The sequence below is a fragment of the Microbacterium arborescens genome, assembly GCF_049707515.1.
GTDB lineage: Bacteria > Actinomycetota > Actinomycetes > Actinomycetales > Microbacteriaceae > Microbacterium > Microbacterium arborescens_B.
The window spans coordinates 525,176-539,847 of sequence record NZ_JBNAFI010000001.1; the positions used below are offsets into that span (position 1 = coordinate 525,176).

At 70.4% G+C, this 14,672-nt stretch carries 17 protein-coding genes and 1 tRNA gene; 12 read left to right on the top strand and 6 right to left on the bottom strand.

The features are described from left to right. Positions 1–33: 33 nt before the first annotated feature. Positions 34–870 (bottom strand): alpha/beta fold hydrolase, encoded by an 837-nt coding sequence (locus tag ACPYN5_RS02295; protein WP_424447362.1) that lies wholly within the window; start codon positions 868–870, stop codon positions 34–36. 114 nt (positions 871–984) lie between these two features. Between ACPYN5_RS02295 and ACPYN5_RS02300 the strand changes: the two genes are divergently transcribed. Continuing rightward, positions 985–1,785, top strand: a complete 801-nt coding sequence (locus tag ACPYN5_RS02300) for a DNA-formamidopyrimidine glycosylase family protein (RefSeq protein WP_424447363.1) — start codon at positions 985–987, stop codon at positions 1,783–1,785. 4 nt (positions 1,786–1,789) lie between these two features. Here ACPYN5_RS02300 and ACPYN5_RS02305 read toward each other — a convergent pair whose 3' ends face one another. Continuing rightward, a complete protein-coding gene (locus ACPYN5_RS02305) occupies positions 1,790–2,302 on the bottom strand; it encodes a MarR family winged helix-turn-helix transcriptional regulator (RefSeq protein ID WP_424447364.1) in 513 nt (170 codons plus the stop codon). 118 nt (positions 2,303–2,420) lie between these two features. Here ACPYN5_RS02305 and ACPYN5_RS02310 point away from each other — a divergent pair, with 118 nt between their 5' ends. Genes ACPYN5_RS02310 through ACPYN5_RS02320 form a run of 3 tightly spaced genes read left to right on the top strand, consistent with a single transcriptional unit; the run spans position 2,421 to position 3,403 of the window. Beyond that, positions 2,421–2,801, top strand: coding sequence for a DUF7882 family protein (locus ACPYN5_RS02310; protein ID WP_424447365.1), 381 nt, complete (start codon positions 2,421–2,423; stop codon positions 2,799–2,801). Then, a complete protein-coding gene (locus tag ACPYN5_RS02315) occupies positions 2,798–3,148 on the top strand; it encodes a peptide ABC transporter permease (protein ID WP_424447366.1) in 351 nt (116 codons plus the stop codon). The genes ACPYN5_RS02310 and ACPYN5_RS02315 overlap by 4 nt, the downstream gene beginning before the upstream one ends. A 42-nt stretch (positions 3,149–3,190) precedes the next feature. Continuing rightward, positions 3,191–3,403: a hypothetical protein gene (locus ACPYN5_RS02320; protein WP_424447367.1), complete on the top strand. Its 213-nt coding sequence runs from the start codon at positions 3,191–3,193 to the stop codon at positions 3,401–3,403. 75 nt (positions 3,404–3,478) lie between these two features. Here the strand turns inward: ACPYN5_RS02320 and ACPYN5_RS02325 are convergent, their stop codons facing one another. Both ACPYN5_RS02325 and ACPYN5_RS02330 read right to left on the bottom strand, forming a co-directional pair. Then, positions 3,479–3,769 carry a hypothetical protein gene (locus ACPYN5_RS02325; protein ID WP_424447368.1) on the bottom strand — a complete coding sequence of 97 codons (291 nt, stop codon included), beginning with the start codon at positions 3,767–3,769 and terminating at the stop codon, positions 3,479–3,481. A gap of 251 nt (positions 3,770–4,020) precedes the next feature. Continuing rightward, positions 4,021–5,109 carry a peptidoglycan DD-metalloendopeptidase family protein gene (locus ACPYN5_RS02330; protein WP_424447369.1) on the bottom strand — a complete coding sequence of 363 codons (1,089 nt, stop codon included), beginning with the start codon at positions 5,107–5,109 and terminating at the stop codon, positions 4,021–4,023. A 176-nt stretch (positions 5,110–5,285) separates the two neighbouring features. Here ACPYN5_RS02330 and ACPYN5_RS02335 point away from each other — a divergent pair, with 176 nt between their 5' ends. Both ACPYN5_RS02335 and ACPYN5_RS02340 read left to right on the top strand, forming a co-directional pair. Beyond that, positions 5,286–5,888 (top strand): TetR/AcrR family transcriptional regulator, encoded by a 603-nt coding sequence (locus ACPYN5_RS02335; protein ID WP_424447370.1) that lies wholly within the window; start codon positions 5,286–5,288, stop codon positions 5,886–5,888. Continuing rightward, positions 5,885–6,670: an NAD(P)H-dependent oxidoreductase gene (locus ACPYN5_RS02340; RefSeq protein ID WP_424447371.1), complete on the top strand. Its 786-nt coding sequence runs from the start codon at positions 5,885–5,887 to the stop codon at positions 6,668–6,670. Before ACPYN5_RS02335 ends, ACPYN5_RS02340 begins: the two co-directional genes overlap by 4 nt. A gap of 66 nt (positions 6,671–6,736) precedes the next feature. Here the strand turns inward: ACPYN5_RS02340 and ACPYN5_RS02345 are convergent. Together ACPYN5_RS02345 and ACPYN5_RS02350 are read right to left on the bottom strand one after the other, a co-directional pair. Next, a tRNA-Arg gene (locus ACPYN5_RS02345) sits at positions 6,737–6,809 on the bottom strand. Between the two features lie 49 nt (positions 6,810–6,858). Beyond that, the gene (locus ACPYN5_RS02350) at positions 6,859–7,665 is read right to left on the bottom strand and encodes an SGNH/GDSL hydrolase family protein (RefSeq protein ID WP_424447372.1); all 807 of its coding nucleotides are present in this window, start codon (positions 7,663–7,665) and stop codon (positions 6,859–6,861) included. Between the two features lie 116 nt (positions 7,666–7,781). Between ACPYN5_RS02350 and ACPYN5_RS02355 the strand changes: the two genes are divergently transcribed. The 6 genes from ACPYN5_RS02355 (at position 7,782) to ACPYN5_RS02380 (ending at position 14,672) form a co-directional block, all read left to right on the top strand. Then, positions 7,782–8,609 carry a transglutaminase-like domain-containing protein gene (locus tag ACPYN5_RS02355; protein WP_424447373.1) on the top strand — a complete coding sequence of 276 codons (828 nt, stop codon included), beginning with the start codon at positions 7,782–7,784 and terminating at the stop codon, positions 8,607–8,609. Positions 8,610–8,668: 59 nt separating this feature from the next. Continuing rightward, positions 8,669–10,336, top strand: a complete 1,668-nt coding sequence (locus ACPYN5_RS02360; RefSeq protein ID WP_424447374.1) for an arginine--tRNA ligase — start codon at positions 8,669–8,671, stop codon at positions 10,334–10,336. Positions 10,337–10,341: 5 nt separating this feature from the next. Then, entirely contained in the window at positions 10,342–11,154 is an 813-nt protein-coding gene (locus ACPYN5_RS02365) for an LmeA family phospholipid-binding protein (RefSeq protein WP_424447375.1), read from the top strand. A 13-nt stretch (positions 11,155–11,167) separates the two neighbouring features. Further along, positions 11,168–11,764, top strand: a complete 597-nt coding sequence (locus tag ACPYN5_RS02370) for a YdeI/OmpD-associated family protein (RefSeq protein ID WP_424447376.1) — start codon at positions 11,168–11,170, stop codon at positions 11,762–11,764. Positions 11,765–11,913: 149 nt separating this feature from the next. Continuing rightward, on the top strand, positions 11,914–13,356 hold the full coding sequence (gene lysA / locus ACPYN5_RS02375; protein ID WP_424447377.1) for a diaminopimelate decarboxylase: 1,443 nt from the start codon (positions 11,914–11,916) through the stop codon (positions 13,354–13,356). Then, a complete protein-coding gene (locus tag ACPYN5_RS02380) occupies positions 13,353–14,672 on the top strand; it encodes a homoserine dehydrogenase (protein WP_424447378.1) in 1,320 nt (439 codons plus the stop codon). The genes lysA and ACPYN5_RS02380 overlap by 4 nt, the downstream gene beginning before the upstream one ends.

Here is a 14,672-nt window from a genome sequence, read left to right on the forward strand (position 1 = left end):
CGGGACGGCCCTCTTCTTCGTGTCGGAAGCCGGTTACTTCGCGAGGAACGCGAGCAGCGCGGCGTTGAACTCGCCGGCGTGGCTGACGTTGAGACCGTGCGGCGCGTCCTCAATGAGCACGAGCTCGCTTCCCGGCAGCTGCTCGTGCGTGCGCTTGCCCGACCCCTCGAAGGGGACGGTGCCGTCACCGTCGCCGTGGATGATGAGCGCCGGAACCGTCACCGCGTCGAGGTCGCGGCGGAAGTCGGTGGTGCCGAACGCCTCCATGGCCTTCAGTGCCGCGTGGTGGTCGGCCTGGCGGGTGAGGGCGAGCGCCTCCTGACGCTGCTCCTCGGTGACCTTGAGCTCGCCGTCGACCGAGAAGAACTGGGTCGTGAAGCCGTCGTAGAAGGTCGCCTCGTCACTGCTCAGGCCGTTCTCCATCTCGTCGGCGGCCTCCTGCGTGAGCGGGCCGTCGGGGTTGTCCGACGTCTGAGCGAGATACGGCGGCACCGCGGCGGCGAAGACGACGCTTCGCAGGCGGTCCTGTCCGTGGTTGGCGATGTAGCGTGCCACCTCGCCGCCGCCCATGGAGAAGCCGACGAGGGTCACGTCGCGCAGGTCGAGGGTGTCGAGGACGGATGCCAGGTCCTGAGCGAACGTGTTGTAGTCGTAGCCCGAGCGCGGCTTGTCGCTGCGGCCGAAACCACGGCGGTCGTAAGCGACGACGCGGTAACCGGCGGCGGTCAGCGCGGGGATCTGCTCCGACCACGACTCCGCCGACAGCGGCCAGCCGTGGATGAGTACGACCGGTCGGCCGGAACCGCCGGTGTCGTCGACGTGCAGTTCGACGTCGTTGAAGAGGCCCTTATGTGCGGTGATCTCAGTCATGACGCCATCGTGATCCGCTGCGGGTCCGATATCGAACAGTTGACCAATCGCCGGAGCGGGGCTAGAGCGCGGCACACTGGGCGCATGAGGCTCGCGTGAACCGGGGAGGCGACCGTGCCCGAAGGTGACAGCGTCTTCCGGCTCGCGGCGCGCCTGCGTGGCCAGGTGTCGGGGAGGCGCATTGTGGCCGGTGAGCTGCGCTCCGGCACGGCGGCGGGGTCGTCGCTCGCCGGCTGGCGGATCGCGGGTCTCGAGACGCATGGCAAGCACCTCATCACCTGGCTCGATCCGGATTTCGCGCTGCATACCCACCTGTTGATGCAGGGATCCTGGACGGTGACCCGGCCGGGCCGGTCGCTTCCGGTACGGGTGCGCCCCGCCGTCCGGGTGCGAGCGGAGTTCGACGACGGCAGCACCCTGTGGGGCATCGACATGCCGGTGGTCGACCTGCTGCGTGCCCGCGACGTCCCCGCGGCTCTCGCGCACCTCGGCCCCGATCCACTGCGCGACGACTGGGATGCGGCCGAGGCGGTGCGCCGCCTCGGCCGTCGGCCGGAGCGGATGTTCGTCGCAGCGCTCCTGGACCAGCGAAACCTCGCCGGACTCGGCAATCTCTGGGTCAACGAGCTCGCGTTCCTCTCCGGCATCCACCCCTTCGATCCCATCGGCATCGCCGACGCGACGTCGCTCGTGGAGCGCGCGGCACGAGTGCTCCGGCTCTCGGCGACGGTTCCGGCGATGTATCAGGTGACGACCGGCAGCACGCGGCGGGGGAGTGCGCACTGGGTGGTGGGCAGAGCCGGCAAGCCGTGCCTCCGCTGCGGCACTCCGATCAGGGTGCGATCCGAGACAGCCGGCGATCCCGAGCGCCGGCGGACCTGGTGGTGCCCGTCGTGTCAGCCGCGGCGGAGGTGACCGGTCAGCCGACGCGGGTCGCTCCGGCACCGCGTTGCAGGGTGGGGGTCGGCTCGACGGAGTCGACGGCATCCTGCATCCGCGAAAGGAAGTCGATGACGGCCTCGGTCGCCTCGGGAGTCGTGTCGTGGGCGACCTGGTGCATGCGGTCGTGCATCGCGGACAACGTGGACCTGACCTCGTCGTCCGCCCGCTCGGTCGGCTCGAGATAGACACTGCGACGATCGCTCGGGTGGGGCACGCGGCGGAGATAGCCGGCGGTCTCGAGTCGGTCGAGCAGACTCGTCGTGCTGGCCGTCGAGATGCCCAGGTACTTCGCGACATCGCCGGGCTTGACCTGGACGCCTCGCGACTGTGCACGAAGCAGCTGTCGTACGACGAGGAGTTCGTTCTCACCCATCGACATCGATTCGCGCGTGCGCCGGCGCATCGCCGCCTCGGCGGCTTGATACAGCCGCAGCGCCTCGAGAGCGCTGGTCGCACGCTCGCGGTCGCTGTCGTAGAAGAAGCCCGTCATGTGTACACCTCCGCGGTCCTGGCTTGTGGTTATAGCTTACCAGATATCTAACTTGACGAGATACTTGCCCACCTAGTAGCGTTTCGATCAAGTCATCCAGCATGTGTGAGGAGCCACCATGGGCCAGCTTTTCTACGGCAACGCGTCCGAGTCGATCGAGATCCCGGACCGTCTGCTCGCGCACCTCAAGGTGCTCGCCGCGACCAAGCTGCGCCGCTCGGAGAGCTTCACGCTCACGTGGCGCCACGGTGCCGACAGTGCTGCAGGACGGTCGACGATCTGGCTGCAGCCCTCGATCCCGCTGCGCTTCGTCTTCGAGTCGGCGGACGCCGACAAGCTCGACTCGGTGCTTCTGAACGAGATGGCGCGCGCCGCGAGCTCATCGGTGGGTCTCGTCGTCGACCTCGCTGACTTCGCAGGACCCGCGGCCACACCGATCGCCACCTCCGCGACGGGACGCGCCGCGACGGCTCGCACCGAGATGGCGGCCGCAGCGTGACTCTGCTCGAACGCGGTCAGGGTGCGCCGCGCATCCTCAGTGCCCGCACCATCACCTGGTCAACCGTCGCGCCCGGGTTCTACGTGGCTTCGACCGACGGGGAGTTCGTCGGCTCGATCGACACCTCATCCGACGGGCATTTCATCGCCCTCGACGGGCACGCGACGCCCATCGGGCGCTACGCGACGCTGAAGGAAGCGCAGCGCTCGCTGCTCACCACCGATGCGCCGGGCAACCGCGCACGTAAGACTCGCGTGCGCCAGCAGCTGCGCATGACCGCCACTGCATCGGGTGCCGTTGCGGGGGCGCTCGCCCTCACCGCCGGCGCGCTCGCCCCGTTCATCTGAGACCGGACGGCCCCGGCCGTCAGCAGAGAGAAGGAGAACGACATGAGCCACGACGACACGAGTCGTGAAACCGACGAGAACGCTTACGAGGGTCCCGATGTCGAGGTGTCGACGTCGGACACCGACAGCGAGGGGACGCGCGAGCCGGGCGGGCTCGGCAAGGATGGCACGATCCCCAGCGACCCGGACGGGGTGGCCGCCGGCCACACCGGAACCGCCTCGACGTTCGAGCCGGAAGAAGACGAGAAGTCCTGAAGACCCCAGCCGAACGCCCGGAGAGCTCCTCTCCGGGCGTTTCGGCGTTCGTCGGGGCGGCTGCCGTTCAGCGAGTCACAGGCCGTCGGCCGGCTCGGTCGCGGAGGACCACTGATCGAAATCATCGGAGTCGGGGGCGATGCGGCCCCAGCTCGAGTCGACCGCCAGGTCGGTCGTGAGCAGGCATGCATATTCGACGCGCACGTCTACGGTGGGGTCGTCGACAGGAACGACGACGTACCAGAGCCCGTCCGGCCGGAACGCCGAGCGCGCGCGGTCGCTTTCGATCGTCGATCGGCTCAGCTGCTCGGATGCCGGGTCGTTGTCCTCTCCGACGGCTGCGAGGCACGCATCCAGCAGTTCCATCGTCGACCGCTTGATGACCGCGGGCGACGGCTCGGGCGTGGGTGTCTCCGTGGCAATCGGCGTGTCAGAGGGGACCGGACTCGTCAATGTCTGCGCCGGTGAGGGAGCGGCGGGAGCAGCGGCATCCGCACCACCTGCGTTCGGCGTCGCGCATCCCGCCAGAGTCAGGGTCGCCGCCGCGAGCAGGGCGCCCAGTGGCGCAAGAAATTGCGATATGGGCCTTGTTGTCGCCACGTGGCTCTCCTCGCTCGTCAGAATCCGTTGCTACTGGTCGGCACTCGGAAGTTGTCGCCCTCGTAGTACCAGATGTGCGGCCAGCGCGCTATGACCGTGTCACGCTCCGCGGCGTCAGCCGTGTAGAAGTGGTGTCCTCGTTGCCGGTTCAGGAATCGAGCGACGGTGACCGTACCGGCTGCTGCCGAGCCGACGGGATAGACGTAGAAGGCTACGCCCTCGTATTTCCACGTGTCAGACCAACGGGCGATGACGTCGTCGCGCTCGGCTGTGTTCGCGGTATAGAAGTGCCCGTCCAGCAATCGGTTCCAGAAGCGGTACAGCGGCACGGTTCCCGGTGCGGGGGACGTGAACGCCGAGTAGGCGGGCCCCTCGAGCGTCCAGATGTGCGGCCACCGGGCGACGACGTTGTCACGCTCGGCCGCGTCGGCGGTCCAGAAGTGCTTGTCGTTCGATGCGCTCCAGAACCGGTATACGGGGGTCGCGTCGGTGGCGGAAGTGACCGGCAATGGTGCCGTCTCGATCAGCCAGGCCGGGTTCCACACGGTGCCTGTGCGGTGCGGTCCGGAGAAGATCGCCAGGTGCAGGTGCGCGTTGCTGACGGTCCGGGGGCGGACGTCGCCGGTGTTGCCGGTGCGTCCGAGCGGCGTCCAACGGAACACCCGCTGGCCCACGCTGACTCGGGGGCTACCTCGTTCCATGTGCAGGTACTCCGAGCGCACGCCGGCCGCATGCTGGACGACGACGAAGACGCCGCGACCGAGGTCCCCGTCGTCGCCGACGGCCGTCACGGTGCCGTCGGCGACCGCGAGGATCGTCGTTCCGATGCGCGGCGTCACGTAGTAGTCCGCGCCGATGTGACCGCTGTAGGTCTGGCCCGGGTAGCCATCCACTCCTGACCCGCGTGAGGCGCGAGTGGCGAAGGGGTAGCCCCAGGTGATCGGCAGCGCAGCGTGCTCGGCGGGTGTCTTGATCGTGTAGGTGAGCGCTTGCGCCGGCACCGCGGATGCCAGCACCAGCGAGCCCGCTGCCACGGTTCCCAGCAGGACCGACCGGCGGCTCACGGCGCGCGCAGCGCGCGGAGTCTCGTTGTCGTCGATCGGCACGAGAGAAACCTAACAGGGTGCTGAGGCCTCGCCGAGGGAGTTCGATGCGCTCGACCCGGGCTGTACATGTTCGTCGACCGCTCGCGCATGGCCGCCCGGGCGGACAAGGGCGACGCCCAAGCCGTCCGCGTAGGCTATGCCCCGTTAAGCTACTGTCAGTAACTTAGGGGGGTGAGATGAACGAGGAAGAACCGCGGCGTCGGATGCCGCGACACGAGCGTCGGACGCAGTTGCTCGCCGCCGCCCGTGAACTGATCCGCGACGCGGGGACCGACCAGTTCACCCTCGGGCGTCTGGCCGAGCGCGCGGGAGTGACCAAGCCGATCGTCTACGACCACTTCGGCGACCGCGCCGGCGCGCTCGCCGAGCTCTATCGCGCGTTCGAGGAGCAGCAGCGCGCGACTCTGACCGCCGCCCTGGCGGGTGCGGACCCGACGCTCGGCTCGGTCTGCGCCGCCGTGGCGGGCGCCTACATCGACTGCTCGCTCGCCGAGGGGCATGAGCTCGCCGACGTCGTGTCGGCGCTGGCCGGCTCGGCGACGCTCGCCGAGGTGCGCCGCGAGGCGGAGGACGCCTACCTCGCGCTGTGCCGCGACGCGCTCGCGACCTGCGGTGGCCGGCTCGATCACGCCGCGGCGCGGGCTGTCATCGGCGCCGGCGACGCTCTCGCGCGAGCGGTGCTCGAACACCGCATCAGCGCCGCATCGGCGCGGTCCTCGCTCTCCCGCGTGCTGCGCGCACTCGCCGACCCATCCGCCGACCGACCGGAGGCAGCATGACTATCTCGCACGATTCCACGCCCGGCGCGGCACACTGGGTGCTCGCTCACCCGCGCTCGTCCTCGTTCAACGCACGACTGTTCCGCGAGGGCGTCGCCGAACTGTCGCAGACGCGCACCGTGGCGACATCCGACCTCTACGCACAGGGTTTCAACCCGGTGTTTCCCGACAGCGAGCTCGACGTCACCCTCGGCACGGCTTCCGGCCCGGCGGGAGGGGAGTACGGCGCGACCCCGTTCCCCGACGACGTGCTTGTAGAGCAGCGCAAGCTCGCCGCAGCCGAGTTGCTCGTGCTGCAGTTCCCGCTGTGGTGGTACGGCCCTCCCGCGATCCTCAAGGGCTGGATCGATCGCGTGCTCACCAACGGCTTCGCCTACGGCGACATGGACCACGAGCTCGGGGTGCCGCGGCGATACGGCGACGGCGGACTGTCAGGCCGGCGAGCGCTCGTCGTCGTCACCGTGGGCGAGGACGAGCGCTCCATCGGCGAACGCGGCATCAGCGGCGACCTCGGCTCGCTCCTGTTCCCGCTCACCCACGGAGCCCTGTGGTACGTCGGCATCGAGACGCTCGACCTGCACGTGGTGTACGACGCCGACGGGCTGGATGCCGCGGGCGTCGACCGCGAGGCCGAGCGCCTGCGCGCACGCATCGCGGGCCTGGGCAGCGAGACGCCGCGTCGATACCGGGCGTTGCGAGACGGCGACTACCGGGAAACGCGGGCGCTCCGCAGCGACATCCATCCCGGCCGGACGGACTTCGGCATCCATCTCGCCGGCTGAGGCTTCAATCACGCCGCTGGGTACGGAGAAGGGGAGCCGGCGAACCGACTCCCCTTCTCCCGTCTGTGCCCCCGACTGGAATCGAACCAGCGACCTTTGGTACCGGAAACCAACGCTCTATCCCCTGAGCTACGGAGGCGTGCCGATCGAGACTATCACCGCGCGCGGTGACGACTCGACCACGTGGGTCAGGGAACGAGCGGTTCCGGGGCGGGCTCGGCTGCGACGACGGGTGCCTCGCTGATCGCCGCGATGTCTGCCGCGAGGCGGTCGGCGAGGTACGCGTGGCCCGCGGTGGAGGGGTGGTCGCGACCCGTCGCGCTCGTGTCGATGACCTCGAGATAGTTGGCGTCGGTGATCCACTGCTCGGCGATGGGGGAGAGGTACCACCAGCCGCGCGCGGCGGCGAGGTCGGCGAGGTCGCGGTCGATACGCGCGGTCTCGGTCTCGATCGGGAGCACCTGCGGTGCCGGACCGAGCACCACGATGCGCGCGTCGGGATAGGTGGCCGCGAGGGCGTCCCACGCCGCGTTCACGGCATCCCGGTAACCTTCGGCGCCCTGCTTCCGATCGTTGATGGAGCCCTGCACGATGACGAGATCAGGGTCGAGCGTCGGGTCGAGCGCGGCGATCCGGTCGCCGAACGCCGGACCGTCGATGCCGGGCTTGAGATAGCCGCTGCCGCGCACGCCGTCGACGATTGTCGTCCAGCCCGTGCGCTCGGCGATCACGTACGCGTATCCGAGGGACGGGTCGGATGCCGCCGAGCCGTAGGTCCACGAGTCGCCGAAGACGAGCACGCGAGCCTGGGGCGGCAGCGCGAGGAGGGGCGCATCGTTCGCGGCGACCGGCCCGGCTGCGGCCGCAACCGGGGTGGCGGTCGGGGCCGCCCACGGACGGAGGAATGCCGTCAGCGCCAGGGCGACGACGGCCGCCGAGATCGCCGAAACGGCCCATACGGTTCTGCTACGGGGACGGGCGCTTCGGCTCTGCACACGCTGAGGGTACGTCATCCGACCGGAGAGGACGCACACGCGGGTCGCACTCCAGCCTGCCATGACCGCTGTCGGCGCCGGCCCGTCAGCCCTGTCGCGCGTGCGAGGATTACCCGGTGCAGCGCATCCTGACCGCCGAGCTCGACCTCCAGCTGAGCGGTCCCGTCGATGTCATCCTGCAGATCGCGGCATCCCGCACGGCGTCGATGCGCGAGGAGCTGCTGAGCATCACGCTCGAAGGCCGCGAGCTGCCAGCGACGGAGATCCTCGACCCGCCCGCCGTCACGGGCGGGAGCCGCATCCACCGCATCGCGGGCGAGGCCGGAACGATCGCGGTCCGGTATCGGGCCGTCGTCGACGGCATCGCCGATCCCGCACCGACGAACGAGCTCGAGACGATCACCTATCTGCGTCCGAGCCGCTATGCCCAGTCCGACGAGGTCTTCGCGCACGCGCGACGGCAGTTCCGCGGTCTGCAGGGGCGCGAGCTCGTCTCGGCGATCAGCGACTTCGTCGCCACCAGCACGACGTACGCGCCGGGACTCAGCCTCGGCACCGACTCGGCGGTCACGACCCTCGCGAGCGGTCAGGGTGTGTGCCGCGACTACGCCCACCTGGTCATCGCGCTGCTGCGCGCGATGGACGTGCCCGCCCGCTATGCCGCCTGTTACGCGCCCGGACTGCGCCCCATGGACTTCCATGCGGTCGCCGAGGCGTACCTGGACGGTGCCTGGCACGTCGTCGACGCGACGCGACTGTCGAACCGTCGCGGCCTCGTACGCATCGCGACCGGACGGGATGCCGCCGACTGCGCATTCCTGAGCTTCTACGGCGGCAACGTCGCCCTCACGCACCTCCGGGTCGACGCCGAGGTCGCGGGGGGCGATGCCGCGTTCGACGACCCGGCTCGCGACGACCACGAGGCGTTCGTCACCATCGCCTGATCTCGTCGGGTCCCGCGTTCATCGTCGGGGCACGGTGGCGCGCCTAGAATCGGAGGGCTATGAATCCCGATGCCCTCGCCGAAGCCCTCCTGTCCGTCGTCGCCCCGCTCGCCGAGGCGCGACGCCCCGGGTCGAGCGATGGCCTCAGCGCCGCCGATTTCGTGTTCGAGCGCCCCAAGAACCGCGATCACGGCGACTGGGCCTCCAACGCCGCGATGAAGCTCGCGAAGCGGGTCGGCGCGAACCCGCGCGAGTTCGCCGCCGAGATCGCCGCGGCGCTCGCCGAGACTCCGGGTGTGGCATCCGTCGAGGTCGCCGGCCCCGGCTTCATCAACATCCGCCTGGATGCCGCTGCCGCGGGCGCCCTCGCTCGCCAGATCGTCGAGGCGGGCGACGCGTTCGGCCGCAACGACAGTCAGGCCGGCAACTCCATCAACCTCGAGTTCGTCAGCGCCAACCCCACGGGGCCGCTGCACATCGGCCACACGCGGTGGGCCGCTCTCGGCGATGCCATCGCGCGCCTCCTGCTCGCGAGCGGCGCAGAGCTGGTGCGCGAGTTCTACATCAACGACGCCGGCGCGCAGATGCAGCGCTTCGGGCGGTCGGTGCTCGCCAGCGCGAAGGGCGAGCCCACGCCCGAGGACGGCTACCCCGGTGCCTACATCGACGACCTCGCGCGGCGCGTGCTCGCGGCCCGGCCCGATCTGCTCGAGCTGGCGCAGGAGGAGCAGGAGCAGGTCGCGCTCGACCTCGGCTACGAGCTCCAGATGGCGGATCTGAAGGACTCGCTCGAGAAGTTCAACGTGCACTTCGATGTGTTCTTCAGCGAGCGTCTGCTCCACGCGAGTCCCGCCGACGGCGGCCCGAGTCTCGTCGACCAGGCCGTCGACCGCCTGCGCGCGCAGGGGCACGTCTTCGACCAGGACGACGCCGTGTGGGTGCGAACGACCGACTTCGGCGACGACAAGGACCGCGTCATCCGCCGCTCCAATGGCGAATACACCTACTTCGCCGCGGACGCGGCGTACTACCTCAACAAGGGCGACCGCGGGTTCGCGCACAAGATCTACCTCCTCGGCGCCGACCACCACGGCTACGTCCACCGCCTGAAGGCGCTCGCGGGCGCGGCGGGCGACGACCCCGAGAAGGACATCGAGGTGCTGATCGGCCAGCTGGTGTCGATCAACGGCGCACGGCTGTCCAAGCGCGCCGGCAACATCATCGAGCTCGACGACCTGCGCGACTGGCTCGGCACCGACGCACTGCGCTACTCCCTCGCCCGCTACCCCGCGGACTCGCCGCTGACGCTCGACCCCGAGATCCTGCAGAAGCGCACGAACGACAACCCCGTGTTCTACGTGCAGTACGCCCACGCCCGCACGCACAACGTCGCGCGCAATGCCGCCGACTCGGGCGTGGCGCGCGACGCGTTCGCTCCGGAGATGCTCGACCACGAGACCGAGTCGGCGCTGCTCGGGGCGCTGCAGGAGTTCCCCCGCATCGTCGCGTTCGCGGCCGAGCTGCGCGAGCCGCACCGCGTGGCCCGCTACCTCGAAGAGCTCGCGAGCCTCTACCACCGTTGGTACGACACGTGCCGGGTCACGCCGCTGGGCGACGAGGAGGTCACCGACCTCCACCGCACGCGGCTCTGGCTCAACGACGCGACGGGTCAGGTGCTGCGAAACGGTCTCGACCTGCTGGGCGTCAGCGCTCCCGAGCGGATGTGACCGACGTGAGCGGTGACGCCCAACCGACCCTTCCGCTCCCCGAGGCGACCGCCGCTCCCGCGCGCCGCCGGCGCCGCGCACTCCCGTGGCTCATCGCGCTCATCGTGGTCATCGGCCTCGCGGTCGCGGCCTGGTTCATCGCCGAGAGCGTCACGCGCAGCATCCTGACCAACACCGTGCGCGAGCAGGTGATCACCCAGCTCGCACTGCCGGAGGACCAGCAGATCGACGTCGGGTTCGACGAGCCGGTGCTCCCGCAGGTCATCGGAGGGCGCCTCGAACGCCTCGACATCGCGAGCGACGACGTGCCCCTCGGAGACGTCCTCGCCGACGTGTTGGTGCGTGCGAGCGATGTGCCGATCCGCGGCGACGGCGACATCGGGTCCGCCGACGCCACCGTCGTCTTCGCGGAGGACCAGCTCGAGACCCTGCTCTCGCAGGTATCCGGCGTCTCGGGGGCCGGGCTGGTGCTGGACCCCCCGAACGTGACGGTGGAGGTCGAGATGCCGATCTTCGCGGTCTCGGTGGCGGTGGGCCTCGACCTGGCGCCGAGCGCCGTCGACGGCGACATCGTGCTGACGCCGACGGCGGTGCGGCTGGGCAATGCCGAGTTGACCGGAGACGCGCTGCGTGACCGCTTCGGCTCCGTCACCGACGGTGTCGTGCGCGACTACCCCATCTGCATCCGAGATCGGCTGCCCGCCGGGCTGACGCTGCGCGAGGTCCGAGTGGAGCCGGGTGCGCTGGTGGCGGAGGTCGATGTCGACGGGGCGATCATCCGCGACGCCTCGCTCCAGGCCGAAGGCACCTGCGGCTGACCCGGGAGGGCTCATGACAGCAGCGGGTGATGCGCGCCCCGCGCCACTGATCGTGGCGGATGCCGCGGCGTGGCGCGCGTGGCTCGACGCGAACGAAACGGCATCCGACGGTGTGCAGCTGGTCCTCGCCAAGAAAGACGTCGTGCTCCCGACGTCGCTGACGTACGCCGAGGCGCTGGAGGAGGCGCTCTGCAGCGGCTGGATCGACGGCCGACGGAACGCGCGCGACGCGAGCACCTTCCTGCAGCTGTTCACTCCGCGCCGAGCCCGCTCGATCTGGTCCGAGCGCAACGTCGGGCTGATCCAGCGACTCGTCGCCGAGGGACGGATGCGTCCGCGTGGGCAGCGCGAGATCGACCGCGCGCGTGCCGACGGCCGCTGGGACCGTGCCTACGCGGGGCAGGCCTCCGCAGCCGTGCCGCCGGACCTGGAGGCGGCGCTGGCGGACGAGCCCGAGGCATCGCGACGCTTCGCGGCCCTCGGCGCGGCAGCCCGGTACTCCGTGTTGCACCCCATACTGAGCGCCCCGTCGGATGCCGCTCGGGCCGCCCGCGTGCGGCGTGCGGTCGCGCGTCTGGTGGGGGAGGGCGACGTCTCCTCGCGGCATTGACGCGTCGACGCCCGTGACGTCGCGGCCCGCCGGAGCGTCCGACGCCGGGCGTCACGCGAGCCGGGCCCGCACGGCGCGTGTCCTAGACTGGCGGCACCGTCGCGGCCCCGTCTGCCGCGTGGTCAGCGTCTCTCCCGATTGGTGTTCCCGTGTCCGCGTCCGACGTCCGTCCTGCCGTGCCGGAATGGCTGCTCCCTCCCGACGACGCCAACGAGCTCGTCGAATCGGTCTGGCCGCCGCTCGCTGGGCGTGATGACGCCGGAACGCTGACGATCGGCGGTGTCACCGCGACCGACCTCGCCGAGCAGTTCGGCACACCGCTGTACGTGCTCGACCAGGACGCCGTCGTGGCTCAAGCGCGACGCGTCCGCGAGGCTTTCGACGACGCGGCCGCCCGACAGGGCACGACCGCGCGCGTCTATTACGCGAGCAAGGCGTTCCTGAGCACCGAGATCGTGCGCTGGGTGACGGCCGAGGGGCTCGCGGTCGATGTCGCGACCGGAGGAGAGCTCGCGGTCGCGACCGCAGCGGGCGCCGACCCGACCCGTATCGGGCTGCACGGCAACAACAAGTCACGTCTCGAACTCACACGCGCCGTCGAGCTCGGCATCGGCTCCGTCATCGTCGACAGCCTCGTCGAGATCGACCGACTCGCCGAGATCGCTGCGGCTCGCGGCGCGGTTCAGCCCGTGCTCGTCCGCGTCAACAGCGGTGTGCACGCTGAGACGCACGACTTCCTCGCGACGGCGCACGAGGACCAGAAGTTCGGCTTCGCACTCACCGATGCCGAGGCGGTCGTCGCCCGCATCCGCGAACTCCCGTCGTTGCGCTTCATCGGGCTGCACTGCCACATCGGATCGCAGATCTTCGGCACCGCGGGCTTCGCCGAGTCGGCCTCGCGCCTCGTGGCCGTCCACGCCCGCCTGCTCGCGGGCGGCGACGTGCCCATGCTGAATCTCGGCGGCGGCTTCGGAATCGCCTACACGAGCGTGGACGACCCGACTCCGATCGAGGAACTGGCCGACGGCATCGTCGCGGCCGTCGCCCGCGAGTGCGCCGTCCACGGCATCCCGCTCCCGGCCCTCGCCTTCGAGCCCGGCCGAGCGATCGTCGGCCGGGCCGGTGTGACCCTGTACGAGGTGGGCACCACCAAGCCGGTGCGCGTCAGCGACGACCTCGAACGGCTCTACGTGAGCGTCGACGGCGGGATGAGCGACAACGCGCGTCCGGCCCTCTACGGCGCGGCCTACTCGGCCCGCGTGGCGAACCGCACCAGCGTCGCACCCGCGGCGCTCGCGCGCGTCGTCGGGCGGCACTGCGAGTCGGGGGACATCGTCGTCGACGCCGAGTACCTGCCGGCCGACGTCGCTCCGGGCGACCTGCTGGCCGTTCCCGCGACGGGCGCCTACTGCTTCTCACTCGCCAGCAACTACAACTACGTCCCGCGCCCGCCCGTCGTCGCCGTCTCGAACGGCCGCGCGCGGGTGATCGTCCGCGGCGAGACGATCGACGACCTGCTCGCCCGCGATGCGGGCATTCCCACAGAAGGAGCCGAATGCGACGTACTGAGCGAACGGAGCGAGTCGAAGTGACGGACTACCGCCGCCTGCGCGTGGCCCTGCTCGGAGCCGGCGCCGTCGGCTCGCAGGTCGCCGCGCTGCTGCTCAAGCACCAAGACGAGCTCGCCGACCGGGCCGGGGCCGCCCTCGACCTCATCGGGATCTCGGTGCGCGACCTCGACGCGCCCCGAGACGTCGACCTGCCGCGCGAGCTGCTGACGACGGACCCCGAGTCGCTGCTCGTCGGCTCCGACATCGTCATCGAGCTGATGGGCGGCATCGAGCCCGCTCGCACGAGCATCCTGAAGGCGATCGGCGCCGGTGCCGACATCGTGACGGCGAACAAGGCCCTGCTCGCCACGCACGGCCCCGAGCTGTTCGAGGCGGCCGACCAGGTCGGCGCGTCGATCTACTACGAGGCGGCTGCTGCCGGCGCCATCCCGATCATCCGACCGCTGCGCGACTCGCTCGCCGGAGACCGGGTGCAGCGCATCATGGGCATCGTCAACGGCACGACGAACTACATCCTCGACCGGATGGACCGCGAGGGCTCGGACTTCGCCGACGTGCTCGCCGATGCGCAGGCCCTCGGGTACGCCGAAGCCGACCCCACGGCCGACGTCGAAGGTTATGACGCGGCGCAGAAGGCGGCGATCCTCGCGTCGCTGGCCTTCCACACCGCGGTGCCGCTGGACGCCGTCCATCGCGAGGGCATCACCCGGATCGACGCCGACATGATGGATGCCGCCCGCAAGGCCGGATACGTCATCAAACTCCTCGCCGTCTGCGAGCGGCTCTCCAACGCCGAGGTGTCTCCCTCGGGCGAGACCATCTCCGTGCGCGTGTACCCCGCACTCGTGCCGCGTGAGCACCCGCTCGCGAGCGTGCACGGCGCCAACAACGCCGTGTTCGTGCAGGCCGAGGCGGCGGGCGACCTGATGTTCTACGGTGCGGGCGCCGGTGGCGTGCAGACCGCGTCGGCGGTCCTCGGCGACGTGGTGTCGGCGGCCCGCCGTCACATCGCCGGCGGCGTCGGCGTGGGCGAATCCACGCGGGCCAACCTGCCCGTCGTTCCCATCGGCCACGTGACCACGCGGTACCAGATCACCCTCGAGGTGGAAGACCGCCCGGGCGTGCTCGCCGCGGTGGCGGGACTGCTCAGCGACGGACGCGTCTCGGTCGCCACGCTCGAGCAGACGATCGTCACGGCAGGCGACGTGCAGACGGCGCGTCTGGTGATCGGGACGCACACGGCCCGCGAGCAGGACCTCAGCGACGCGGTCGCCTCGCTCGGCGAGAGCGGCGTCGTTCAGCGCGTGGTCTCGGTGCTGCGGGTGGAGGGGGACTGA

Bases quoted from the DNA above. Each gene is read 5' to 3' on its own strand.
- ACPYN5_RS02305 (WP_424447364.1), bottom strand. From the start codon at position 2,302: ATGACGGGCTTCTTCTACGACAGCGACCGCGAGCGTGCGACCAGCGCT.
- ACPYN5_RS02295 (WP_424447362.1), bottom strand. From the start codon at position 870: ATGACTGAGATCACCGCACATAAGGGCCTCTTCAACGACGTCGAACTG.
- ACPYN5_RS02310 (WP_424447365.1), top strand. From the start codon at position 2,421: ATGGGCCAGCTTTTCTACGGCAACGCGTCCGAGTCGATCGAGATCCCG.
- ACPYN5_RS02360 (WP_424447374.1), top strand. From the start codon at position 8,669: ATGAATCCCGATGCCCTCGCCGAAGCCCTCCTGTCCGTCGTCGCCCCG.
- ACPYN5_RS02340 (WP_424447371.1), top strand. From the start codon at position 5,885: ATGACTATCTCGCACGATTCCACGCCCGGCGCGGCACACTGGGTGCTC.
- ACPYN5_RS02325 (WP_424447368.1), bottom strand. From the start codon at position 3,769: ATGGAACTGCTGGATGCGTGCCTCGCAGCCGTCGGAGAGGACAACGAC.
- ACPYN5_RS02320 (WP_424447367.1), top strand. From the start codon at position 3,191: ATGAGCCACGACGACACGAGTCGTGAAACCGACGAGAACGCTTACGAG.
- ACPYN5_RS02335 (WP_424447370.1), top strand. From the start codon at position 5,286: ATGAACGAGGAAGAACCGCGGCGTCGGATGCCGCGACACGAGCGTCGG.
- ACPYN5_RS02370 (WP_424447376.1), top strand. From the start codon at position 11,168: ATGACAGCAGCGGGTGATGCGCGCCCCGCGCCACTGATCGTGGCGGAT.